Source organism: Streptococcus sp. ALY_211, from assembly GCF_058314555.1.
Map to the genome: position 1 here is coordinate 33,787 of NZ_JBZFUN010000002.1, position 25,027 is coordinate 58,813.

A 25,027-nucleotide genomic window follows, 5' to 3' on the forward strand; every position below is an offset into this window, starting at 1 on the left:
AGGTAAACTTTCTCTGCTCGCACCATAAAAACAGAGTCTGGGACAAGTCCAGACTCATTAATAGTGTTCTAGATTTAACTAGACTGACGCAGTGGTTGGGAGTAAGACTTGTTGGCTTGCCAGCTTAGTCTTACCCCTGCACAGTTCATTAGGTGCTTTAGCACCAATGAACCACTGCTGAGTGGCTGTCCTTATCCCTTGCTAGGCAGCAATGGATAGCGGCCAACCTCCAAAGATCTACCGGATCTTTTGAGGTGTGCGGAGGTGAGATAACAAAATCAAAATCGTGATTTTTGTCCCACTCTCTGCCCCTTGAGTCTTACTACCAACCCTTGCGGATTTGAGATGCCATTGTTGTATCGACACCTTCCATATTTTCAGAGACTTGGTTTAATTGCCCGTTGATAGCTTCCAGTAAGTCGGCAAAGTTTTGAACTTTTGGTGCCAAGTCATTGAACTGCTCTTCAAAGGCTCCGAAAGCATCACCATCCCAATTTGTTGAGATGACTTCTTGCTCATTGCGCAACATTCCCAATAGGTCTTCAATCTGCATGGAACCTTGACTGTACTTCTTAGCTGATTCGCGCAGCTCTGCGGGTGTTAATCTAATTTGTCCGTTCATTAATAAACTTCCTTTCTTTGGTAATACCTAATATCTTAAAAAAAAAAAAAATAAATCAATAACAAAATTATGACATAATGTTACATTTTGATTTCATTTGCTAGTAAACACAATAATTATGCGGATCTGAGCTATTTTAAAATGGGGTTAAAAGAGAAGAAATTATCTTGCAATTACTTAACAAACTCTTAATTTTTAAAATTTAGGTATTCTTTTGCCCAGCTCTTAGTCGCTATTTCCTCTCACCTATCTATCCGTAAAAACTTTTCAAAATCACTCAAAATTTTTAAAAAGTTTGAAATTACTGTCTTTAGTAACTGGGGCGTTAGCCTTCATTGGATTGTCAAGTTTGCTATCACACAAAGGAGCGAAGTGCTTGATTGAGCTTTCTTTGCGGTCTTTTCATTGACTGAACTTGAGCTTTTTGCTAAAATAAGTGAGTCCTTGGGACAAACTAACTTCTTCTTGGTTTTAGGACAGCCAAACCTAGGACTCGGTTGAAGGAATAAAAGGAGAATTTTACTATGGCAATCTCAAAAGAGAAAAAAAATGAAATTATCGCTCAATACGCTCGTCACGAAGGTGATACTGGTTCTGTAGAAGTACAGGTCGCTGTATTGACTTGGGAAATCAACCACCTCAATGAGCACATTCAAGAGCATAAAAAAGACCACGCTACTTACCGTGGTTTGATGAAAAAAATCGGTCACCGTCGTAACCTCTTGGCTTACCTACGTCGTAAGGATGTCAACCGTTACCGTGACTTGATTCAATCACTAGGACTTCGTCGTTAATCGAAGCCTTAGTTGAGACTAAGAGCTTAGGATATATCCTAAGCTCTTTTTTGTTGTTTTACTGGCAAGAACTCTCCTGAGTGAAGAAGATTAACATAGGAAGGGGGAGAAATATTAGCGTCTTCTCCATATTTTTCCTTTTCTTTTTTTCTAATGGTGTTAAAATGTAGATGAAAATAGAAAGAAGGCGGTTACATGGCAGATGAAACAGTTGGCTATCAAGCCCTTTCATCAGAAGAACTATACCAACAATTTCAGACAAGGCAAACTGGTCTGCACAGCGAAGACGTTCACAAGCGACAGGGTGAGTATGGTAAAAACCTCCTGGCAGAAACTAAGCAGGAATCTCAACTACTGCGCTTTTTGAAGAATTTTACCAGCCTGATGGCCCTGCTACTTTGGATAGGCGGGCTGGTGGCTATCTTAACTGGGACTATCGAGCTAGGTCTTGCGATCTGGCTGGTCAATGTCATCAATGGTATTTTTAGCTTTATTCAGGAAAATCGTGCTCAGAAGGCTACCCAAGCCTTGAAAAATATGCTTCCTGCTTATGCTCGTGTCGTTCGTGATGGTATTGAACAAAAGATTTTAGCAGAAGACTTGGTCCCTGGGGATATTCTCCTGATCGAAGAGGGGGATAAAATTTCGGCAGATGCTAGGATTCTTACCGCAACGGATCTACAAGTCAACCAATCTGCTTTAACGGGGGAGTCCAATCCGGTCAGAAAGCATGATCAGGTGATTAGAGACGAAGATCTTACTACCTTGGAAGCTGATAATCTCATCTTTGCAGGGACGACTGTTTCCAATGGTTCTGCTCGAGTTTTAGTGACCAAGATTGGGATGGAGACAGAGTTTGGTAAGATCGCTCACCTCACTCAGGATGTTGCCGATGATAAGAGTCCGCTGCAAAAGGATGTGGATCGTCTGACCAAGCAGATCTCTCTCATTGCTATGAGTGTCGGGCTTTTCTTCTTCATCGCCTCTGTTTTCTTTGTCAAGGAGCCGATTGCTAGAGCCTTTATCTTTTCACTAGGGATGGTTGTGGCCTTTATTCCTGAGGGCTTGCTGCCTACCATTACTCTATCTTTAGCTATGGCTGTTCAGCGTATGGCCAAGGAAAATGCTCTAGTGAAAAAATTAGCATCCGTAGAGACTCTCGGAGAGACTACTGTTATTTGCTCTGATAAAACGGGGACCTTGACTAAGAATGAGATGACCGTTCATAATATATGGACGCCCAAAAAAGAATACAAGCTAACAGGTCTAGGCTATGCACCCGTAGGACAGGTGCTCCTAGAAGGACAAGAAGTCCGAGCAGATATGGATACTGATCTCAACTGGATTTTACGAGGGGCAACTCTGTGTAGCAATGCCAAGATCAGCCATCCAAATGCTGACAATCCTAATTATACCGTCTTGGGCGATCCGACCGAGGCCTGTTTGGAGGTGGCTGCTCAGAAGGCTGGTATCGATCTATCTGCTCATGATCGGGATAATTATCGCTTGAGAGAGCTGCCGTTTGATTCTGATCGCAAGCGTATGACAACTTTCAATCATCTATCACAGGCTATTGAAGGAAAGTCGACCGCATCCTTTACCAAGGGAGCACCTAAGGAAATCTTGGAGCTTAGTCCCTATATCCGAGAAGATGGTCAGATCAGGCAACTCAATGACGGGGAAAAATCCGCAATCCTGAGAGCCAATGATGCCTATGCCCAACAAGGACTCCGGGTTTTAGCCCTAGCCTGCAGGCTCTATGATGATGAAACTGGCCTTGCAGAAGCTAGCGTCGAAACAACAGAAGCTGATATGATCTTTATGGGGCTACTGGTCATGCAGGATCCACCGCGCGAAGGAGTCAAGGAAGCTGTTGCTAAATGTCACGATGCCAACATTAGGATCATTATGATGACAGGTGACTATGATTTGACAGCAGTCAGTATTGCTAAGAGCATCGGGATTGTCAAGACTGAGCATCCTCGTGTGATCAGTGGTCGTATCTTGGCAGAGATGTCTGATACTGATTTGCAGGAGGCCCTCTGTGATGAAGTGATCTTTGCTCGCATTGCACCTGAGCAAAAATTCCGAATCGTCACCAATCTACAAGCACTGGGACATGTCGTCGCCGTGACTGGTGATGGCGTCAATGATGCCCCTGCTTTGAAAAAAGCTGATATTGGTGTCGCTATGGGGATCACAGGAACTGATGTCGCCAAGGAATCGGCTGACATGATCTTGACCGATGATCATTTCACTTCTATCGTTAAAGCTATTGAAGAAGGGCGCAGCATCTATAATAATTTGCGTAAATTCCTCAGCTACATTTTTAATAGCAATACTTCAGAAGCTGTCCCATCAGCAGTCTTCCTCTTTTCTAAGGGGCTGGTTCCTCTGCCTTTGACGGTTATGCAGATTTTAGCTATCGATCTGGGGAGTGATATGATGCCTGCGCTAGGCTTAGGTGTGGAGCAACCTGAGGAAGGTATCATGAGTCAGCCACCGAGGGCTAAATCTGACCGACTGGTCAATCGCAAAATGCTGGTCAAATCGTTCCTCTGGTACGGTGGCATGGAGGCTGTCGTTGCTATGATCGCTTTCTTCTCTGTATATGCTCTTCATGGAGAATTGGGCAGTAGTCTAGCTAGCAGTGGCAGTCTTTATCGTGAGGCTACAACGATGACTTTGGGTGCTATTATTTTTAGCCAGATGGCTCAGGTCATGAACTGTCGGACACAGACGCAATCTATTTTTAAGAGGGGCTTCTTCACCAATCGTACGATCAATCTTGGACTAGCCCTTGAGATTATGCTCTTTTGTCTACTGGCCTACGTTCCTGCCCTCAATGGGCTGTTTAATACAGCACCGATCACTAGTCTAGAGTGGGGTATTTTACTGCTCTGTCCTCTGCCAATTTTCTTTATCGAAGAAGCTAGAAAGGCTTGGCTACGTCAAAAATCTCGGACTTAGGAGGCTTTTGACACAGCCCGTGTTTGCATTTTCGCTACAACTAAATTGAGACTGGAAGCAGGATCCAGTCTCTTTAGTATGTTTTAGTTAAGATCTTTCTGATCTTGGAGTGCTTTGTCCTTTGCCTCTTAGGGCCTGAGCTAGGAGGCTGAGCCCTAAGAGCAGGCTAGCTATCCCCAAAATAAGGAAGGGAGCTATCAAGGATGGGCTTAATCTAGCGAAAATTCCCATGACTACTGGTGCTAGGGCACCTCCTAAATTACAGCCCAGCAAGACTAAGGTGGTTGCCGTATGAAGCTTTTCTTTTGCCATATGCTCTGAGACATGATTGAATACAAAGGTTACCCCTAGACTATATACAAATCCTGTCACCAGAGCACCGAGACCGAGTAGTAAAACACTATCAGCCACCCACATGAGGAGCAAACCATGGCCTAAAACGATGGCAACCAGGCTCATCAAATAAGATTTGCACCAAGCAACCAGGCTGCTGAAAACTGCACCAGATAGGATCCCCATCAGCATCATCAGGCTCAAAATTATACTAGCAGCTTGGGCACTAGCATAGCCAAAATGGTCAACGATAACTGGGATGCGCAAGGTATTGATGGAATTGATCAGGATTACAAAGCCTGCATAGCAGGCCATGGCCATGATATAGATGCGCTCTTTGACACTGAGGCGGGAAGCCTCTTGGGATAGGGCTGCATCCTTGAGAGAAGATTGTTTAGCTGACTGGGGTTGACTAACAAAGAGCAGGTAAAGAGCCAGGATAAGCAGAGCAAAGGCATAGAGGATAAAGGTTGCTGACCAAGATAAGCCCAGCAACTGCCCAGCTAGGAAGGTCAGGAGGGCTGAGCCCAGCACTTCTGCTGAACCACGATAGCCCAGCATCTTGATCCGCTCACGCCCCTTGAAGCGTTGGCTAATCATGCTGATGGCACGGGCATTGATCAAGCCAATCCCAACTCCCATAAGCAGGCGGGCCATGACAACGGGATGATAGGTCTGAACAAAGACAGGAAAGCTCCCTCCTAGGGCCAAGAGCAAGAGACCAGTGACGATCATCAATCGTTCCGATAAGAAACGACCGAGCAGGGGCGTCACTAGGAGGACGGCGATAATGGCAAAGGAAGGCAGTGACACTAAGAGTTCGATCTGGGCTGTCGCAATCCCTTGCTTGCTATAGTAGGCAATCATCTCCGGTAAGGCCGGCGAGATGGCATAGGTTGATACTAGCATGAGAGATAGAGCTAGCAGGCTGATTTTTTCCATTGTAGACTTCATGATAACTTCCATTCGTTTAAATTCTTGAATCTATTGTGCTTATCAAGTATAATGAAAATCAAATTGAGAAAATAGGACATATGTCCTAAAAGTAGGGACAACAAAATCAACCACTGCGCAAATCTAATAAATCTATAATAATACATAATACTAACGAGTTTGGGCTTTTGCCCCGCTCTCAAAAGGAGCCTATCATGTCAAAATCTCTCCAAGATTATATCACAGAGTATGAGCTTGATCGTATTTTTCCGGAGCACTATCTTTCTCATCTCCAGCTAGTTTTCTACGATAAGGGAGAATCTATCTGTCAGCAAGGAGAGGCGCTAGACTACCTCTATTATTTTATCGAGGGTCATATCAAGATTGTTCGCCGTCTCTTCAACGGTAAGGAGCATATTCTCGAAACCATCCAGCAGCCTACCTTGATCGGAGATATTGAGTTTATGAATCAGCAAGATAGTGTCTCGTCTGTTACCGCTTTGGAGCCTAGTATCGTCATTCAACTGCCCTTGCAGCACCGTGATCAGCTCTTTAGGGATCCCCTTTTTCTCTATCAGATGGGACGGCAGTTGGCCCAGAAACTTGAGCAGCAAAATCGTATCTCCTCAACCAATATCGCTTACTCCGTCAAAGAACGGCTGGCTACCTACCTACTATCCCATGAGACAGATGGTTCCATCCAGCTGGCTCCCAGTGTACTAGCTGATACTTTTGGTACCTCTTATCGTCACTTGAGCCGGGTGATCAAGGCGTTGCAGGATCAGAGAATGATCGAAAAAACAGCCTTTCGGACCTATGTCATCACAGATCGATCAGCACTGACAGAGCTGGTCATTCAAGACTAGGGGGTGATTTCTTTTGCGACTTCTGACTTTATCATTGCTTGCTTTCGTGCTATACTAAAGTTAATCGCAATCATGCTAAAGCCTTGCCATATCTGTGGTTTGACTTTTACGATAAAGGAGGAAATCAATGTCTGCACAAGATAAAATCATCAAAGCTCATCACCTGATCGACATGAGCGATATCATTCGTGAGGGGAACCCTACCCTTCGCCAACCAGGAGAAGATGTCACACTCCCTCTTTCTGATGAAGATATCATCCTAGGGGAAAAGATGATGCAGTTTCTCAAGAACTCTCAAGATCCTGTCACAGCTGAAAAGATGGGCCTGCGAGGAGGTGTCGGATTAGCAGCGCCTCAATTAGATATTTCTAAGCGCATCATCGCTGTTCTGGTTCCAAATCCAGAAGATGAAAATGGGAATCCCCCAGAAAATCCCTACAGCTTAGAGGAGATTATGTACAATCCTAAAATCGTCGCCCACTCTGTCCAAAATGCTGCACTGGGAGATGGAGAGGGATGCTTGTCTGTTGACCGTGATGTTCCGGGGTATGTCGTTCGCCACTCACGGATCACAGTCGAGTATATCGATAAGAAGGGTGAGCCACAAAAGATCAAATTGCGTGGCTACAACTCAATGGTCGTCCAACATGAGATCGACCATACCAATGGTATCCTCTTCTACGACCGTATCAATAAAGAAGATCCCTTCGCCATTCAAGATGGCTTGCTTATTTTAGAATAAGCAGGCTGATCTCTATAGATAAAAAGCTCTTTGTACCTGAGTAGGTACAAAGAGCTTTTTTAGATTTCTGGTGGGTTGAAGGACACTTAATCCTTATCCTCCTTGACATAATTCCAAATCGCTAGGATCAAAGAGATGATACTCATGATACAGATCAGCTGGATCAATAATTTTGAAGGCTGTCTCATGGCTCCCATCTGCGTTAGTATCATGAATCCTGAAAATATAGTCATCAAGAGCTGTAAGAAAATATTGGTTAATCCACCTTTTAGTTTCATGCTAGGACTTCCTTTCCAATTTGAATAATATAATCCATGCGTTCATATACATTGGGATCATGGGTAGCTATGATAATCAGACGATCATCATTTTGCATGCCTAGAATCAGATCAATGATTTCTTGACTGTTTTTTTGGTCTAAAGCAGCTGTTGGCTCATCCGCTAACAAAATCGGACTATCCTTTAAAATCGTCTTAGCGATGGCAACACGCTGGCTTTCTCCCCCTGATAGGGAAAAGATTTTGCGGTTGAGCTCTACTTGTAAATTGACACGCTTTAGTGCATTTTTCATCCGAGTGAGTTTTTCACTATTTTTGAGCTTCTTTCCGACAAAGGCCAACTCTAAATTTTCTTTAATAGTGCGATTTTCGATCAAACCAAAATTTTGGAATAAATAACTGATATAGTCTTTAAAGTATTCTTTTTCCCTTATAGCTGAGAGTTCACGTCCCTGGATAAGTACCTTGCCGGCATCTGGCTTTTCTAGTTTTCCAATGATGTTTAGGAGGGTTGATTTCCCAGAGCCTGACTGTCCGATCAGGGCATAGGACTGTCCCGCCTCAAAGGACATGTCTATATCGTCAAAGATGACATGATCATCGAAGGCCTTTTTTATCCCTTGCAAGTCAATCATGCTATTCTCCTTTCAAATAACTAATATTAGAGTGATTTTCATGATGGAGCTGGACACTAAATAATCCTACTGCCACAAGAAGATAGATCAGAGGTACCAAGGTGACTGAACCCGGTAGGTTCAAGAGCAAGCCTCCTATATACATGACTAGGGCACCTAGGCTGAGACTCAAGAGGTAGGTCCTGTGCATAGACAGAAGCGACATGCCTGCCAATCTCTTGATAAAGAATTCTCGGCGTCCCTGATAGAAATAGATGATATTGACTAGAATCATCAGCATAAAGGAAGTCACCAAGCTCACACCTACTGCTATAAGTAAGAGATTCTTATCTTGCTTATAGGCTGCCTCCTTGGCCTGGATCGACTCAAAACCGTTAGTCAGGTTGCCAAATTCTGTTGTCATCTTGTGTTTTTGAATCAAGTTGATCACGGTCTCTGGACGATCAACCAGCATATCTCCTGGATCGACTAGACTGTCGGTCATATCAACTTTTCTGACGATGATGATAGGATCTTTTCTAAAGGAGTCAACAGAGATAGATTGGGTACCTCCACCATCATCAAAAATAGGGTAAGTAAAGACTGCTCCTCCATCGTATAGACCGGCTAAAACCTCGGCGTTCTTAGCGATTTGGCTGACCTCATTGGAGGCAAATCCATGTTTTTCAAAGCGAGTCCATTGCTTTTTGAGTGAACTGTAGTTATTTTTTTGCGATTGCGGAATCAAGATCAGCTCATCGCTTTCCTTCATGCTGTTTAGCTTGTCCTCGGATTCTGGACTTAGCGACAGGTCAGAGTGATTGATGAAGTCAGGATTGACATAGAGGACATTGGAAATCGACTCCTCAGTCGGCTCATAACTACCTGCTTCTGAGCTGTCCGAAATAGCAATATCATCACTATTACTTTCTCGGTAAAGGATGGTGACTGATTTTTCTAACTCCTCATAGAAGGATCTGTAATCTTCTTGTGTGACTGTTTCACTTCCTTCTAGAGTCGCTAAGCTATAGTAGGCTTTATTTTCCTGCCATACTTTTTGACCCGTTTCTAGGAGAGATAAGTCTTTATCAATCCTAGTCATCCCAAAGAAACAATACATAACAGAGGCTATGGCTACAGCCTGAGTGGCAAGCACCACTGTCATCATGATGGCAACAGGTGCCTTACCCTTGATGGATAAGTAAATCGGTTGTTTTTGTAGAACATAATAAAATAAATTAGATAAGCCGGCATTGACCATGACAAACAGTAAGCATATAGCCGCTATTGGCAGGGCGACTAAGAGTAGGCCTGTCAAAGACCAGATGCCAGCTGCGATCATGACCAATGATACACCTACGATGATGACAAGGGCAGATAGGACCATAAAAACCGTGTCTCGAACAGTCTTCATGAGGGCGATTGGGTGTTTTCCTTCACCTGAGAGTCGGCGAATGCCAACAGTACGCATGTCGGAGATATACTCTGCCAATACTAGGGTCATGTAGGCTACCACCCAAGCTATAATGATCATCCAAATCTGCCGATTGGTCAGAAAGAGTCTGAGCAGGACGGTACTGTACTCGGTCGGAAAGACCAAGACCAAAGCCTCATTTCCTTGGCTATTGAGCTTTTCTGCTACTTCTTCAGCTGACAGCTTACCGCTCACGATAATATAGAGGGTATTATAGCCAGCATTTTTGATTAGCTGGGGATCAGTCTGACGCTTGAGAGAGGAGGGTAGCCTATCAGAACCGATGGGCGTATAGGTGTTTTCGACCCCGCCTTTACCCTGATCTGTAGTCCTACGATACGGCGGGCTAGGACGAGATGGTTTTCCTTTGCGAGCGTCTCTAGCTTTTGATCGATGCCGACTGTAGACTGTTCAATAGTGACAACCTCACGGAAGCCTGCCAGCATCTCACTCTGACTGGTCTGTACAAAGAGAAATCCCAAGCCAGCTACGAACAAGAAAGCTAGCAGGGCTAAGAGGCGTTTCAAGTGACGGTACATAGCCGCTTCCTCCTTCTCCTAAAATACTACTATGCTCTCTATCACTTCCATTGTAGCCCTTTTGTTAATCATTTTACAGACTGTTTTTTTGATCAATATTGTGGTATTATAATATCGATTGCTTTAAAGCGCTTTCATTGCTGATATAAAAAGGACGGATCCGCTTAAGCGATCCGTCCTTTTTATGCTCATTATCGTTTTTATTACCCTTGGCGCTTAGTCTAGAGCAGCTAGGAGGGCATCAGCTTGCTTATTCAAGTCTGCTGTCACATCTTCACTGGCTACATACTTTCCATCTGCCCAAGCGGAATCATTGACTTTTGAATAAGTGACTTGATCGACAAACTTGGTCCGAATAAAGGGCATCAGAGCACGGTAGCTTTCAGCAACTTGATCGTGACCTCCATTTGATAGGATTGAGACAGTCGTAACCTTGTCTTGAAGGACTGAGGCACCTGTCGTATCTGAGAGGTCTTCTGCACGGCTGAGCCAGTCGAGCAAGTTCTTAACAGAACCTGGAATGGCAAAGTTATAAACCGGTGAGAAGATCCAGATGGCATCTGCTGCTTTGACAGCATCACGAACAGCCTGTACAGCTGGTAGAACCGGTGTCTCTAAGTCTTGAGAGAAAACTGGGACATCTTTCCAGTCCAGATAGCTTACTTTTGCCTTCCCAGCCAAGACTGCTTCAGCATTTTGAGCCAGTTGGTGATTAAAAGAACCTTGGCGTAAAGAACCGACAATAAATAAAATGTTTTTCATAGGAATTTCCTCTTTCTTTGTCAAAAATGATTTTAGGCTAGTGATAACAGACATTCTGTCTCCTTTGGCAATTATTACTATGTAGTGATAATAGCATAGAAGAACTAAACTGTCTAATGATTAGCTCATCGCTCCTCTTGTGGCTTGAATTTCTTGAGTAAGGCAATCAGCTGTTCTTGCTCATCCGGAGTAAGAACGTCAAAAGCTGCTTCAACTTCTTTGATGTGAGCCGGAAGGGCTTGCTCAATCAGATCTCTCCCCAAATCTGTCAAGGAAATGACATAGACCCTGCCATCGGATTTACTGACTTGGCGTTTGATCCATCCATTTTTTTCCATATTTTTGATCACAATAGTCATATTACCAGATGTAGAGAGGATGGTACTGATCAACTCCCCGATACGCATAGGACCCTTGCTGTAAAGGACATCCAAAACACTGAACTGGGCTGGTGTCAGGTTGTAGTCGCGAAAACTGGTCGATACTTGATTATCTATAGTCCGAAAGGCCTTTCGCATGACGACCATGCTCTTGACCGCTGAATTTTTAAATTGTGTCATTGACTCTCCCTCAATTATCTGTTTAAGATCAGCTAAGGACACTGCTCAGCCTACTTGCTCTCTTTTCCCTGTAGTAGGTGATTGCAGATCATTTTAAGGTCTCTTAAACCGATTTATCCCTAATTATTAATTATAGCTGTTTTTTATTCTAGCATGATTATGAGTAGGCTACAAGCCTAACGCCCAGAATGGGCAAAAAAGCAAGAGCCTGGAACAAAAGTCCAGACTCCTTATCTCTATTCTAGAGTTACCCAATCAACGCAGTAATTGATACTTTTAAGTGTTTATTTTTGGTTATTAGAAAAAATCTTCGAAGAGAGAGAGTTGGTTGTCTTCAGGCATATCGCCTAGAATACCCATCTCATCCATTTTTTCAACTAGGGTACTGGAAAGACCACCACGTTTTCTGAGCTCTGTCTTGGATAAGAATTCGCCCTCTTCTCGACTAGCAACGATTTGCTTGGCTACATTTTCTCCCAAGCCGTCCATAGCCACAAAAGGTGGAATAAGGGTGTCTCCCTCGATCTTGAACTCTACAGCATCAGAATGATAGAGATCTAATTTACCAAACTTGAAGCCACGCTCTAGCATCTCATTGACCAATTCCAAAGTGGTGTAAAGATCGTTTTCGACATTGGTTGCTTCATTATTTTTACGTTTGATTCTGATATCCTCCATCCTTGCCTTGACCGCTTCTAGGCCACCACTCATGGTCTTGAGGTCGAAAGCCTTGGCACGGATTGAGAAATAAGCACTGTAGTAATAGATTGGGTAGTGTACTTTGAAGTAAGCTACACGCAAAGCCATCATGACATAGGCAGCCGCATGGGCTTTAGGGAACATATACTTGATCTTACCACAGGATTCAATATACCAGTCAGGCACATTGTTGTCTCGCATGGCTTGAATATAGCTGTTTCGCTCTTCTTCAGAAATCTTCAACCACATCCCCTTACGCACGCGCTCCATGATGCTAAAGGCCATCTTAGGATCCAGTCCTGCGTGCATGAGGTAAACCATGATGTCATCACGACAGCCAATAACCGTCGACAAGGTCGCCACTCCATCCTTGATCAGGTCTTGGGCATTGCCCAGCCAGACATCCGTCCCGTGAGACAGACCAGAAAGCTGTAAAAGCTCTGCAAAGGTTGTAGGGTGGGTCTCATCGACCATTCCACGAACAAAGTTGGTTCCAAACTCTGGAATGCCTAGCATTCCTGTCGGAGTACCGATTTGTTCCTCCGTCACACCAAGGACTTCTGTTCCTGAAAAGAGTTTCATGACATCTGGGTCATCTGCAGGAATATCATTGGGGTCTATGCCTGAGAGATCCTGGAGTTTACGAATCATGGTGGGGTCATCATGTCCCAGAATATCGAGTTTAAGGACATTTTCATCGATATCATGGAAGTTAAAGTGGGTGGTCTGCCATTCGGCTGATGTATCATCAGCAGGATACTGCACTGGGGTGAAATCGTACACATCCATGTAGTTGGGGATTACCACGATACCACCAGGGTGCTGACCTGTTGTCCGCTTGACACCAGCAGAGCCACTGGCTAGGCGGTCAACCTCAGCGTCTGGGTAAAACTTATTGTAATCACGCTCATAGCCCTTAACAAATCCGTAGGCAGTCTTTTCAGCTACCGTACCCACGGTACCGGCACGAAAGGCGTACTCTTGACCAAAGATATCACGCACATCCAAATGGGCGTTTGGCTGATCATCTCCTGAGAAATTGAGGTCGATATCAGGAACCTTGTCCCCATCAAATCCAAGGAAGGTCTCAAAGGGAATATCCTGTCCATCTTTTTTGAGCGGACGAGCACACTGAGGACAGTCTTTATCAGCTAGGTCAAATCCCGAACCGACTGAACCGTCTGTTATAAATTCTGAGTACTGACACTCCGGACAGACGTAGTGAGGGGGCATTGGGTTTACTTCGGTAATTCCAATCATGGTCGCTACAAAGCTCGATCCAACCGAACCGCGCGATCCCACTAGGTAACCACGCTTATTAGAACGATCAACCAGCATTTGTGAGGCCAAATAAATCACAGCAAAACCATTCCCTAGAATAGAAGTTAGCTCTTTTTCGATCCGACGGTCAATAATGTCTGGCAGGGGATTACCGTAAACTTCGAAGGCTTTTTCATAAGTCTTTTCAGCAACAGTCTCTTCTGCTTTATCAATATAAGGCGTGTAGAGATCTTTTTTGACCACTTCGACCTCTTCAAAGCGTTCCGCTAAAGCTTGAGTGTTGCGGACAACAATCTCATAAGCCAAGTCTTCTCCCAAAAAGGCAAAGTCGTCCAACATCTCATTGGTCGTCCTAAAATGGGCTTTTGGCAGAGGAGCAGGCTGGGCATCCTCTCCTCGTCCGATCGGACGGTTAATCATCGCTCCCTGACCTAGACTGCGGACAATAATCTCACGGTAGAGCTCATCTTCTGGCTCTAAATAGTGGACGTTACCGGTAGCAAGGACTGGTTTATTTGCCCTTCTTCCTACTTCGATGAGATCTCGGATAACCTGCTGGATCCCCTCTTGTCCAGAAATCAAATCATTAGCTAAAAGCGGTTGATAGATAGCTGGTGGCATGACTTCGATAAAGTCATAATACCGGGCCAGCTCCACAGCCTTATCCACACCGCTGGTAACAACAGCGTCAAAGACCTCCCCTTCTGAGCAGGCTGTTCCTAGTAAGAGCCCCTCACGATATTGATTTAGAACGGTTCTAGGGATACGGGCCACTCCTTCAAAATATTTGACATGGGAGAGGGACACCAGCTTGAAGATATTTTTGAGCCCTATTTGGTTTTGCACGTAGATGGTGGCATGTTTGATTCTGGCTTTCTTGTAAGAATCTTCTGAGACCAGTTTAGTATTTAGGTCAGCCAGGTCTGTCACACCACGTTTTTCACGCGCCTCCTCGATAAAGATAAAGAGCAGACGTCCAGTTGCTTCCGCATCGTAATTAGCCATGTGGTGATGCTCTAGTGCCACTTGAAAACGCTTGGTTAATGGGCCTAGCCCATGACGCTTATACTCTGGGTAAAGGTTTCGTGCGAACTCCAAGGTGTCAATGACCGGTTGAGTGATCAGGGGCAGGTCATGACGTTCATAGTTGGCATTCATAAAGCCGACGTCAAAGGTTGCATTGTGGGCTACTAGCACCGTGTCCTTACAGAAGGCCTGGAATTCTTCCAAGACCTGCAAAAGAGGCTTGGCTCCCTTGACATGCTGGTCGGTAATCCCCGTCAGATCAGTCGTAAATTGACTTAGAGGATGACCGGGGTCGATAAATTCATCGAACTGCTCAATGATATTTCCTTTATACATCTTGGAAGCGGCAATCTGGATCAAGGAATTATTGACTGCTGAGAGTCCGGTTGTTTCCACGTCAAAGACCACATAGGTTGCTTCATGAAGATCCATGCTGACTTCGTTATAGGTGATTGGCACACTGTCCTCAACGATATTGGCTTCGAGACCGAAAATCGCCTTGATTCCAGCCTTTTTGGCTCTATGATAGCCATGCGGAAAACTCTGAACATTGGCATGGTCGGTAATGGCCACAGCTGGGTGCCCCCAGGCTGCAGCTTTATCGATCAGCTCCTCAACTGTAGGCAGGGCATCCATGGTTGACATATTGGTATGGGCATGAAATTCCACTCGCTTCTGCCCCTCAGGCATAAGATCCTTACGTGGCGTATGGGTGATTTCCTTGACGTCTTGAACATTCATGGTCAGGGATTTCGTCCATTGATTGTTTTCAATATTACCACGAACCCGCAGCCAAGCCCCCTTAGTGATCATATCGTATTTTTTGAGATCATCGTCGTCTTTGGCCCATTTCTGCATAGCAAAAGAAGAGGTATAATCTGTCATCTTAAAGCTGATGATGTGGCGACCTGTACGGGTTGTACGGCGCTCGACATCAAAGACCATCCCTTCAAAGACAATACGATTTTCTTCTGTTTCGATGTCGATCATAGGCGTAATCTCAGCTTTTTCAAAGCCTGCTTGGCGCTTGGCAGCTCGCTCTTTATAGTCAAACTGTGGAGAAACAGGCGCTGCTTCTTCGCGCTCTGGCAAGGAGGCTTCTAAGGAGGCTAAAGCCTGAGCATTTTCTTCCTGAGCCTTCTCAATTAATTGCTCGCTTCGTGCTTCAAAGGCCTGCTGGAGCTCTGCTGTCATGGCTTCATCTGACCTAATCTGAGCTGTTAATTTGCCAAAGCCAAATAGGGCTAGTTGCTGTTCTAGACGTGGAAGATGGGTCTTTTTAAAGTGATCATTATCGACAAAGCTCGGCGCATGAATAATCAGATTCTTCTCTTCGTGCGATACTCTGAGCTTGGCAAAAGACGAGCGAAAACTAGCACTGTTGCACAGCGGATAATTAAAACTCTCCTCATAATAAGCCTGTAAAAGGTCATCTGTAAAGTCAGGTGTCCTAGCTTCAATGTCAAAGGTCACCTTGATATCTGCTCGTTCAAACGTCGACACCAGGCGATCAGCCAACTCCCGGTAGATCTCAATCGGTAGGATCCTCTCGAAGATAAAGTGGAACTCCCAGTGTCGACTAACAGTATGGACTTTGACTTCCTTGATATCGGCAGCCAAAAGCGCTTGATCCTTTCTCATATCAAGCGGTAGCTCTATTTGTTCCATCAGTTTTACGAACAAATCTGACATAATTATTGACCTCCATTAGTTCCTTCATTATAGCATAAAAGGGGCTGCTGCTGAGAGTGTAAGTCAGAGAAAAAACTGAGACCTGCTTGATCTCAGTTTTTAAGTAGCTAGCTTCTTTTTCTGATTAGATGCTAGTTATTTCTTACGTTTTTTCCCTTTTTTCTTGCTCTTTTTCTTAGCAGTCTGAGGTTTTTTCGTAGTCGTCGAACCTAGGGATTTAGTATCCTGTGATTTTTCTTTTGAAGCATCTGTTTGGGCTGTTTCTTTATCTTTAACCCCTGCAGTATCTTTAGATGGAGCTGATTTTTTGTATTTGGCTTGCTTTGCCTCTAGTTTTTCGATCGCTTTTTGGCGTCTTGCTTCTTTTTTCTCAGCTCTTTTCGCAGCTTTTGGATCCTTGGCTAGCTTTGCTTCACGCTCTTCTTGCTTTTTGGCCACTTTTTCACGGCGTTTTTCTTCACGTGCTTCCTTGGCTTCCCATTTCCTTGATGATTTTTCCTCAAGGCGTTCAGATCTTTGTGCACGACGTTCAGCTTGCTTATCATTGTAAGCCTGTAAGGATTCACGATAATCTTTTTGCTTAAGGGCCAATTCCTCTTCAAATTTTGTTAATACCTCAGGCACATCTTGCTGGCGCAAGTCCTCATAAAAGGCTGCCATAGTTACCCCTACATAAGGAGCGAGGATTGAGGCTGGCAGATAGATTAAAACACTCAGTAAGATCGACCAAGCAATGATAGCTAACCAACCACTGGATGCTTCGATCTGCTGGACAATAACATAGTATATGGGCAGTGTGACCAAAAGAATCAAGGCAAACCAGCCCAAGAAACTTAAAATGAGCTTGAAATAGTCCATTTTATGATCTTTCATCAGCAAGCGACTCTTGGTGATGTTTGAGGTCAAAGTAATTCCCTTATCTTGGTCTAGGTCATCTTTGAGGGTGAAAAGAGCTTGCGAGTAAGACACAGCCTTGATGTAGCCGGGAATAATGAGGAGAATCATCCATAAGATCGTAAAGACAGCGGACATGAAGTAGACACCAAAAACGCTGTCAAAACGTTCATCTTTGAAAGCATAAGTCGCTACTTGTTTGATAGGGCGCTTGCGTCCACGGATTAAATCGAGGTAGGCGAATTGAGCACCTGCTCCAATCCCAACAGCTCCAAAGAAAGCAAAGAGTCCCACACTCAAAAATGCCATGATCAAGAAGACCATAACCACATTGTTGACAGTTGTATAACCTGTCATTTGATCTTGACTCTGCGCCTGAGTATAGACCAGTCCGACAACACTGGCTAGAAATAAGGCTAAAATCTCTAAAACCAGCGCTGGCACCAAGCTGACACCGATCCCCCAGGCCCAATTTCCACGCAGAGCGATCTTAGCCTCTTGCTTAAGCTCTTTTCTTGTTTTCACGATAGACTCCTTTTTAGGTTTAGTACTATTATTCTATTATCATTGCTAGGGCTTGTCAACCAGTGGCCTTGTCACATCAATCGATCTTTGACGCATCAATCCTTGGCTCTAGCCTCTGTGCTAAAAGATTAGCCAGCAAGGCTTTAAGCGTATCTAAGGGCAGGAAGGCCAGATTGCTAAGTACTAATCCTTGGTAGAGAGATGAGTTGTTATAAGCAGCTAGATAGAGACCTCCTAGGATATCTACCAGAAAAACCCCTGCTAACCATAGGCGGATAAAAGATAAGCTAAACGTAGAACCAGGTAGGATGGTTCTCAATAGAGCCAGGGTCCCCGGCACTAAAAGCCAAGAGCCAATGTAACCTGCTGTCGGTCCCGCCAGTCTTTCCATGGTCATATGACCACCGGAAAAGACAGGAAATACCAAGCCTAAAACTAACAGCAAGAGCAAACAGATTATTGCCTTTTTGGGTTTCAGTAGCTGACTGACCAACATCACTCCCATGTTTTGAAGAACGATGGGGATCGGAGTAAATCCCAAGGGAATAGGCGGTAGCATCCCCAAGACAACAAGAACTGCGCTCATCAAGGCTATGAGGGTAAATTCTTTGAGTTTCATAGTACCTCCACTCAGAAAAAATAAATACTATCGTGCAACTGACAGTTTGGATTGAAGGAGATCTGACAAAATGGGCAAATACCTGAATGGTAGGCAGGCCAGTCAAGGTAATTGTTACAGTTCCCGCAAAGGACCAGTGGGCTAGTCTGGCGATCAATAGCTTTAAAACGATGGTCCGTTAAGGTGTCATGGCACTGGTAGCAGGCATAATAAGCGTGGCAATCCCCACAACGCAGAGCTATGACGTCTCGCTCACTATGATAGTGGCGGCAGCGTCCGGCTGCGTCTAAATCTAATCCATGTATCTCTTGCATGACTGCCTCCTTTTTCTCTTAGCCTAGCATAGGGGAACTATTGTGTCAACCTCTATTTAATATCGGGTTTACACCAGTGAGCTGAGACAGAACTTTCTCTGACTTATCCTTTTCCAGATGGACTCGTCTTTTACTAGCTTTAGTCTTAAAACATAAAAAAGGACAAGTTACTCTTATCATACTTGACTTGAGTCTTGTCCTCTTAGTATGTATAGATTACTCTCCAAAGAAAAAAGAAACAACAGCCACGACAATAACCGCTCCCAAAATAGACGGCAGCAAGGCATAGCCTGCAATCATTGGTCCCCAATAGCCAAATAGATTTTGGCCAACCCAAGAACCAACAAGCCCGGCTAGGATATTGGAAAGGCAGCCCATGGCTTGACCACGATTGGTCAGCCAGCCAGCAACTATACCGATAAAGGCACCGACAATTAATGGTATCATAGCTTCCTCCTCACTCTAGAAATTACGGTTATTCCTACCATAACCATAGCGTTCCATAAAATCTTGACGGAAATCAAGGAGATTATCGTCCATGATAGCTTGACGAACCTTTTTCATCAAGTTAACTAGGAAGTAGAGATTATGGTAGCTGGTCAAGCGAATCCCAAAAGTCTCATCAGCCTTGATCAAGTGGCGCAGATAAGCCCGGCTGTAGTTACGGCAGGTGTAGCAATCACAATCCGGATCAAGCGGGGTAAAGTCCTTGGCATAGGCTGCATTTTTGACAACCAGACGCCCTTGACTGGTCATGCAGGTCCCATTACGGGCGATACGAGTCGGTAGCACACAGTCAAACATATCTACTCCTCGGATAACTCCGTCAATCAAGCTATCTGGGGCTCCGACACCCATGAGGTAGCGCGGTTTATTCTCAGGTAGTAAGGGCGTTGTGAAATCAAGGACCGCATTCATTTCTTCATGGCTCTCACCAACGGCAAGTCCTCCAATCGAGTAGCCAGGAAAGTCCATGCTGACAAGATCAGCTGCTGATTGACGACGCAGATCTTCAAATCCTGCTCCTTGGACAATCCCAAAGATCCCTTGGTCATGCGGACGACGGTGGGCTTTAAGGCCCCGCTCGGCCCAACGACTGGTGCGCTCGATAGATTTTTTGACATAGTCATAAGGTTGATAGAACTGCGGGCATTCATCAAAGCTCATCATAATATCTGATCCCAGATTATTTTGGATGGCAATGGCCTTTTCAGGGGACAGGAACATCTTAGACCCATTGAGGTGATTCTTGAAGGTCACGCCTTCTTCTGTAATATTTCTGCTATCAGCCAGTGAATAGACCTGGAAACCGCCACTATCTGTCAAAATCGCTTGATCCCAGTTCATAAACTTGTGCAAACCGCCAGCTTCGGCAATCAGCTCATCGCCTGGACGCAGCCAGAGGTGGTAGGTATTGGATAGGATGATCCCTGAACCCATCTCTTTTAGTTCTTCCGGTGATTGCGTTTTAACTGTTGCTTGAGTCCCCACAGGCATAAACATGGGGGTGGGAAAAGTGCCATGCGGTGTGATAATCTCACCTAGACGGGCACCCGTATGCTTCTCTTTCTTAATCAAGCGGTATTTAATCGGATAATCTGTCATTCACTTCTCCCTTGTCTTACCTTTATTTTTAAGAGTAAATTAGCTTCACTATTTTAACAAAATAAGACAGACTTGTCACTTAGAGCAGTAATGGGCATAGAAGCTGAAATTAATAATTTGAAAAAGAGCTATACCATCACCATCATTAGAGAGCTAGTGTACTGCAAGAAGTGAAATATACTCGTACATTATTGCTAGTAAAGATAGTCTAGTTATTTCGGGTAAAGGTATCTTATCGTGAATTAGTGATTATACATGTCCGGTTATTAATATTGTACAAATATTGGGGAGAACGATATAATTATCATAATATGAGACAAAATCGGGGGTGCTCTTATGACAATCAAAGAAGAGTTAGGACAACGAATTAAAGCCGAAAGAAATCGCCAGCAGCTCACACAGGGGGAGGTATGTGGAGACGAAGAGAAACTAACAATCCGACAGCTTCAAAGAATTGAAGGTGGTCAATCCATGCCAACTCTAGAAAAATTAGAGTTCATTGCTAATCGCTTGGGAAGTAAAATAGCTGACCTATTGGATGGTAACGATATTCAAGTACCTGATGATTACTGGAAATTAAAAGGACAGATCGTAAAGTTCCCTATCTATGCTGATACAGAAAGAGTCCAGCAAAAGCAGGAACTGATCGAAGAGATTTATGACAAGTACTTTGATATTCTGCCCGAAGATGAGTTGCTCTTTTTAGATCTTTCAGAAAATATCCTAGAGAGTTTCCAAGAAAAGGAGATTCCTAACATCGAGGAGATTTACGACGATGCCTTTGAGCAAGTACTCAAGAAAGAGACACTTGCCCTTAATGACTACCTTTATATGAGTTATTTTTTACAGAAATGCGGAAAATCAGCGGATTATGATCAGGCAACCTTCAAGCTGCTTGAGCAAAAATTGCTTAAGCAGGAACTGATGGCAGATGAACTTTATAATATTAAATTTTTGATTGCTGTTATAGAAGCTTCTTCGGTTTATGTCCTTCATGATGATTACCGGAATCTTCTTCCTTTGCTGGAGAAGGCTCAGCAAATTATTGACAAGGCTCAGCTTCCCACCTATAAACCAGCCCTTTTAGAACTTGAAGCCAAGTACTATATCAAGGTCGTTAAAGATAAGGTAAAGGCCAAAGAACTCTACCAACAAGCCTTGATGCTGGGAGAGATCTTAGGCGATTCTAACATCGTTGCAGATGTTAAGATGGAAATGGCCAATGATGGGATAAATTAGCAGAAAAACATATTTTTGTGTTTTAGTTGTCATTATGAAAAGGTGACATCGATGTCGTTGTTACTTTTAAAAGTCTAGGGTAGAATAGATTCATCAAATGAAAGGAAGTCTTTATAAAATGAACTTGAAAAAAATGTTGAAAGTTTTAACTACTCTTGCTCTTTTAGGAATGGTTATATACTAATACTTAATACTGATCATAAACGCTTATATGGGGTTGATCAAGCTCTATAATCTCAATAATAAACAACTAGCTCTATAATACTGCAGTAGGTGGGGCACCTGCTACAGTATTATGGAGTTTTTTCATAATGATAGATTGTAAAATGAAGTGCAACAAAAAACTCATAGGTCCTCAATCGTGTAAACCATAAGTAACCACACTAAACAGCACACGAGAGAGAGTTTTGAAGAAAGCATTGGCATAAGAAAAAAGATAAATGAAGTTAGCTATATCTTTAATTGTTCCTTCATCTATCTTTTATTTTATATTAATAATTAAGGTGATAATTTGAGATTAAAATTATTTTATTTAAAATCACTTCTAAATCTATCATCTATTAAGGAGCTATGCAACCAATAACTAGGTTATAATTGCGACAGCAATCCCTGCTCCTGCTGCTGCTCCTAAAATAAACTCTTTAGCAGCACCATTGAGTTCTACAGCGTTAAGTTCTTCAAACATTGCCTCTGTTTGAAATTCTGTTGTTGAGATATCTAAATTATTCATCGTCTCTCCTTACCATTGATCATTTGTTCTTAAGCTTTCTGATCTGATACTACTTTTTTTCTACCTAAAATTGAAAGTAGTAGGGTTAATACTAGCATGACAACAGCTACCAGTAAATGGTTGGTTTCTAGCATTAAGATTGTTGCCGCAGTTAATAATAAAATCGATTCAAAGTAATCTTTGGGCTCGCTATTAATCATATAAGACTCCTTTAAGTGAGGACAGCGGCACCTACGACAACACCAGCAGCGCCTGTGATAGCACCAGCAACGAACCAACCATCTCCATTTAGTTCTTCTGAATTAATTTCCTCAAATTGTACAGCGGTCATCTTGAGTTCGTTTTGTTCTTTCATTTTATTTTTCCTTTCATTTTTAAGTTGTATTCATCCTATTAATTTAATTAGGTGGCAATTATAACACCTAAACCGACACCAGCAGCAACACCTAGACCACCGGCAATAACATGACTAGCACCATGTAATTCTTCAGACTTAATTTCCTCAAACTCTAAATACTGAAAAGCTTTTTCTTCGATTTTCATATTATCATCACCTCCTTTCAAAATCAGATTAATCATTTAATTAGTTTTAACTAGTTTACAGAATAACTGGATGCAGCAACCCTTGCCAAATTAATTTTCCAAAGTTAGTGTGTAGTTCTTCTACAGCGACTTCTTCAAAGATCTGTGACTCAGATTTATAGTTTTCTTTTTGCATAGCCTCACCTCCTTTCAATAAAGCCAGATTTAAAAAGAATTTTGAGTTTCAATTTTTTTAGAAATCAATTTGAGAGCTCTTTCTAAAATATTTAAATTAATATTAATCTGTGGCATAATAGATAACCCTTCCTCTTCTTCATTGACGTAAAGATAGGTTAGTATACCAAGCTTTTCTAAAGACTTCATTATTGCAAAAGATTGATTACTTCCTGTCCTAACCGCAGTCATAAGTCCTTGATTACGATAAGATAGGTTTCGTGAATCTAAGATACCGGAAATTATATCAGAGATATCTTTTACCTTTTCTTCTATAACCTCTCTAGACTTAATATAATATTCCAGAGTAATGTTGGCTGATTCTAGCCCCAAAAGATTCCCATTTTGAGTTGAGAAATGCTCCATAATTTTTGGATTTTGCTGTAAATTCAAGTCGACTCTTTCATTAACGCAGATACAACCAAAAGGAGTAATACCGTTATTAATGGCTTTACTGAGGCATAAAATATCAGGTTTTTCAGATAACTGCTGGAAATAGAATGGTGTTCCTGTTTTAAAAAAACCAGTAGCTACTTCATCAAAGACTATCAAGACTTGATTTTCTCTTAGTAACTTTAAAAGGGAATTGAAAAACTTTGTACTTGCAAAGTAGACACCCGCTGAAGCTAAAATAGGCTCAATCATCATAACATCATAAGAGGAAGCTACTTTTGCAATATAATCTAAGATATCCTTTTCTTGTTTTACAGATTTAGGGTAGTCTATAAAGGTCACTTCTCCATATTTAGGATAGAAAGAGCTATTGATATCTTTGTCAATACCACTAACTGATATACCTCCAAAAAATGTACCATGATAAGAATCCTTGAAAGTTAAAATTCGGTTATGTTGGCCTTTTTTATTGATGTAATCAGCAATTTTCAAGGAAAGTTCCGTATTTTCTGATCCAGAATTGGTATAAAGGACTCGCTTAAAACCCTGTCCTGTTAATTCTAATATTTTCTGGGCCACTTCATCGTAAATATCATGCTGAAAAGAATGAATATCAACATAGGGAATCTTTTCACTTAACACCTGCTCAAATCTTCTAGAAACCCGTTGGTACAAAGAATCACTATAACCAAGAGAGGTATTCCATAACCCACTTCTTAAATCAAGATACTTCCTGTTTTGATTATCATACAAATAAGTGCTGTCCGCCCTGACTGGTTTAAAGTCATACATGGTTTCATTGCTATATGCACCATTTAACAGAGCATAATTTTTCATTTTCTCCTCCCTCCTAAATAAAGTAATCAAACAAACTATAGATAAAATTGATAAAAGAAAAAATTATCATAAGAAAATTTACTATACCTAATATAAAAACATCTAATCTAAATTTTTTATTCCGTAAAAACATATCCTTGAAGTAAGTCATATAATCTTCTACTCTAAGTAAATTACTAAGATACCAATAACCATCTAACTTTAAGAAGGGAACTAGGTTGGTGACAATCAGCCCCATATTAACAATGATTAATCCAAATAAGAAGCTAGATGGATATAACAGAGCAACTAAGGTTAAGAAAAACCAAATGGCAACCTGAAATTTCACACCAGCCAAGACCAATTCATTCTTTTTTCTGCCTTTCAAGGTTTTATAAAAGGGCACTTTGATAAAGAAGACAGGCATGGAAAAATATCTCAAAGAAAATCCAAAAGTAACTTTAGAAGGTTTCAAATACTTGTAATAAACCGAGAAATGAGCATACTCATGTAAGGGGAGAATTATCACAGTCGTCACAAAATAAATAGCTGCCATATCCCAGGCTGAAAAGCGTCCTAGTGAAAAATGACTTAAATCAACAGAAGTTATTCTTGCTACATGAGGTAGTAAAACTAGACTAACTACTAGCATTAAAGATGTTAAGTACCACCTATTTAAAAATAAAGGAATTTTATAAAAGGCATTAATTTTAGAACTATCTAAAATTAGTCTAATCAAATGAAAATTAGTCAATTTTCCCCTTTTGTAAGGAGAAGTATAAAAATCATGTAGAGGGTTATCAGGCTCTTCAACATTTGTCAAATATTTTTCCAAATGATGGTTAGATGTAATCATACGATCATTTCGCACATTATATAGCCACCTTCTACTATCATCAATTTGGTACTGAATATTTTTGTATTCTTTAATGGTTTGATACATATCTATCT

25 protein-coding genes are annotated in these 25,027 nt (G+C 42.5%); 5 read left to right on the forward strand and 20 right to left on the reverse strand.

Translation table 11 applies throughout. From position 1 onward, the window contains the following. Positions 1–322: 322 nt before the first annotated feature. Complete coding sequence (locus AC4HAJ_RS02100; protein ID WP_491078512.1) at positions 323–622, reverse strand: WXG100 family type VII secretion target; 300 nt, start codon at positions 620–622, stop codon at positions 323–325. Between the two features lie 524 nt (positions 623–1,146). On the opposite strand from AC4HAJ_RS02100, the gene rpsO reads away from it, so the two are divergent. Beyond that, a complete protein-coding gene (gene rpsO / locus AC4HAJ_RS02105; protein ID WP_491078513.1) occupies positions 1,147–1,416 on the forward strand; it encodes a 30S ribosomal protein S15 in 270 nt (89 codons plus the stop codon). Positions 1,417–1,611: 195 nt separating this feature from the next. Next, positions 1,612–4,386, forward strand: a complete 2,775-nt coding sequence (locus tag AC4HAJ_RS02110) for a cation-translocating P-type ATPase (RefSeq protein WP_491078514.1) — start codon at positions 1,612–1,614, stop codon at positions 4,384–4,386. A gap of 87 nt (positions 4,387–4,473) precedes the next feature. On the opposite strand, the gene AC4HAJ_RS02115 is transcribed toward AC4HAJ_RS02110, so the two are convergent. Continuing rightward, entirely contained in the window at positions 4,474–5,673 is a 1,200-nt protein-coding gene (locus tag AC4HAJ_RS02115; RefSeq protein ID WP_491078515.1) for an MFS transporter, read from the reverse strand. Positions 5,674–5,864: 191 nt separating this feature from the next. Here AC4HAJ_RS02115 and AC4HAJ_RS02120 point away from each other — a divergent pair, with 191 nt between their 5' ends. Together AC4HAJ_RS02120 and def are read left to right on the forward strand one after the other, a co-directional pair. After that, positions 5,865–6,518: a Crp/Fnr family transcriptional regulator gene (locus AC4HAJ_RS02120; protein WP_491078716.1), complete on the forward strand. Its 654-nt coding sequence runs from the start codon at positions 5,865–5,867 to the stop codon at positions 6,516–6,518. Positions 6,519–6,645: 127 nt separating this feature from the next. Next, positions 6,646–7,260 carry a peptide deformylase gene (gene def / locus AC4HAJ_RS02125; protein ID WP_491078516.1) on the forward strand — a complete coding sequence of 205 codons (615 nt, stop codon included), beginning with the start codon at positions 6,646–6,648 and terminating at the stop codon, positions 7,258–7,260. 86 nt (positions 7,261–7,346) lie between these two features. On the opposite strand, the gene AC4HAJ_RS02130 is transcribed toward def, so the two are convergent. The 12 genes from AC4HAJ_RS02130 to tgt form a co-directional block, all read right to left on the reverse strand. After that, on the reverse strand, positions 7,347–7,538 hold the full coding sequence (locus AC4HAJ_RS02130) for a hypothetical protein (RefSeq protein ID WP_491078517.1): 192 nt from the start codon (positions 7,536–7,538) through the stop codon (positions 7,347–7,349). Further along, positions 7,535–8,173: a putative bacteriocin export ABC transporter gene (locus AC4HAJ_RS02135; protein WP_491078518.1), complete on the reverse strand. Its 639-nt coding sequence runs from the start codon at positions 8,171–8,173 to the stop codon at positions 7,535–7,537. Before AC4HAJ_RS02135 ends, AC4HAJ_RS02130 begins: the two co-directional genes overlap by 4 nt. 1 nt (position 8,174) lies before the next feature. Continuing rightward, positions 8,175–9,821 carry a DUF1430 domain-containing protein gene (locus tag AC4HAJ_RS02140; RefSeq protein ID WP_491078519.1) on the reverse strand — a complete coding sequence of 549 codons (1,647 nt, stop codon included), beginning with the start codon at positions 9,819–9,821 and terminating at the stop codon, positions 8,175–8,177. Positions 9,822–9,856: 35 nt separating this feature from the next. Further along, the gene (locus AC4HAJ_RS02145) at positions 9,857–10,165 is read right to left on the reverse strand and encodes a hypothetical protein (protein ID WP_491078520.1); all 309 of its coding nucleotides are present in this window, start codon (positions 10,163–10,165) and stop codon (positions 9,857–9,859) included. A gap of 216 nt (positions 10,166–10,381) precedes the next feature. Beyond that, positions 10,382–10,927, reverse strand: coding sequence for an NADPH-dependent FMN reductase (locus tag AC4HAJ_RS02150; protein WP_491078521.1), 546 nt, complete (start codon positions 10,925–10,927; stop codon positions 10,382–10,384). A gap of 125 nt (positions 10,928–11,052) precedes the next feature. Further along, entirely contained in the window at positions 11,053–11,487 is a 435-nt protein-coding gene (locus AC4HAJ_RS02155; RefSeq protein WP_491078522.1) for a MarR family winged helix-turn-helix transcriptional regulator, read from the reverse strand. A gap of 297 nt (positions 11,488–11,784) precedes the next feature. Next, positions 11,785–16,185 carry a PolC-type DNA polymerase III gene (locus AC4HAJ_RS02160; protein ID WP_491078523.1) on the reverse strand — a complete coding sequence of 1,467 codons (4,401 nt, stop codon included), beginning with the start codon at positions 16,183–16,185 and terminating at the stop codon, positions 11,785–11,787. A gap of 135 nt (positions 16,186–16,320) precedes the next feature. Then, positions 16,321–17,604: a DUF975 family protein gene (locus AC4HAJ_RS02165; RefSeq protein WP_491078524.1), complete on the reverse strand. Its 1,284-nt coding sequence runs from the start codon at positions 17,602–17,604 to the stop codon at positions 16,321–16,323. 76 nt (positions 17,605–17,680) lie between these two features. Further along, positions 17,681–18,223 (reverse strand): biotin transporter BioY, encoded by a 543-nt coding sequence (locus AC4HAJ_RS02170; RefSeq protein WP_491078525.1) that lies wholly within the window; start codon positions 18,221–18,223, stop codon positions 17,681–17,683. Positions 18,224–18,234: 11 nt separating this feature from the next. After that, entirely contained in the window at positions 18,235–18,537 is a 303-nt protein-coding gene (locus tag AC4HAJ_RS02175; RefSeq protein ID WP_491078526.1) for a CHY zinc finger protein, read from the reverse strand. A gap of 216 nt (positions 18,538–18,753) precedes the next feature. Beyond that, positions 18,754–18,984, reverse strand: a complete 231-nt coding sequence (locus tag AC4HAJ_RS02180) for a GlsB/YeaQ/YmgE family stress response membrane protein (protein ID WP_491078527.1) — start codon at positions 18,982–18,984, stop codon at positions 18,754–18,756. A gap of 15 nt (positions 18,985–18,999) precedes the next feature. Continuing rightward, positions 19,000–20,142 carry a tRNA guanosine(34) transglycosylase Tgt gene (gene tgt, locus AC4HAJ_RS02185; protein ID WP_491078528.1) on the reverse strand — a complete coding sequence of 381 codons (1,143 nt, stop codon included), beginning with the start codon at positions 20,140–20,142 and terminating at the stop codon, positions 19,000–19,002. Between the two features lie 336 nt (positions 20,143–20,478). Between tgt and AC4HAJ_RS02190 the strand changes: the two genes are divergently transcribed. Then, positions 20,479–21,381, forward strand: a complete 903-nt coding sequence (locus AC4HAJ_RS02190; RefSeq protein ID WP_491078529.1) for a helix-turn-helix domain-containing protein — start codon at positions 20,479–20,481, stop codon at positions 21,379–21,381. 583 nt (positions 21,382–21,964) lie between these two features. On the opposite strand, the gene AC4HAJ_RS02195 is transcribed toward AC4HAJ_RS02190, so the two are convergent. The 6 genes from AC4HAJ_RS02195 to AC4HAJ_RS02220 form a co-directional block, all read right to left on the reverse strand. Then, a complete protein-coding gene (locus tag AC4HAJ_RS02195; RefSeq protein ID WP_491078530.1) occupies positions 21,965–22,111 on the reverse strand; it encodes a hypothetical protein in 147 nt (48 codons plus the stop codon). A 29-nt stretch (positions 22,112–22,140) separates the two neighbouring features. Then, positions 22,141–22,311, reverse strand: coding sequence for a hypothetical protein (locus tag AC4HAJ_RS02200; RefSeq protein WP_491078531.1), 171 nt, complete (start codon positions 22,309–22,311; stop codon positions 22,141–22,143). 11 nt (positions 22,312–22,322) lie between these two features. Then, positions 22,323–22,466: a hypothetical protein gene (locus tag AC4HAJ_RS02205; RefSeq protein WP_491078532.1), complete on the reverse strand. Its 144-nt coding sequence runs from the start codon at positions 22,464–22,466 to the stop codon at positions 22,323–22,325. A gap of 47 nt (positions 22,467–22,513) precedes the next feature. Further along, a complete protein-coding gene (locus tag AC4HAJ_RS02210) occupies positions 22,514–22,654 on the reverse strand; it encodes a hypothetical protein (protein WP_491078533.1) in 141 nt (46 codons plus the stop codon). 204 nt (positions 22,655–22,858) lie between these two features. Then, on the reverse strand, positions 22,859–24,097 hold the full coding sequence (locus AC4HAJ_RS02215; RefSeq protein ID WP_491078534.1) for an aminotransferase class III-fold pyridoxal phosphate-dependent enzyme: 1,239 nt from the start codon (positions 24,095–24,097) through the stop codon (positions 22,859–22,861). 13 nt (positions 24,098–24,110) lie between these two features. Next, on the reverse strand, positions 24,111–25,019 hold the full coding sequence (locus AC4HAJ_RS02220) for a hypothetical protein (protein WP_491078535.1): 909 nt from the start codon (positions 25,017–25,019) through the stop codon (positions 24,111–24,113). Between the last annotated feature and the right edge of the window lie 8 nt (positions 25,020–25,027).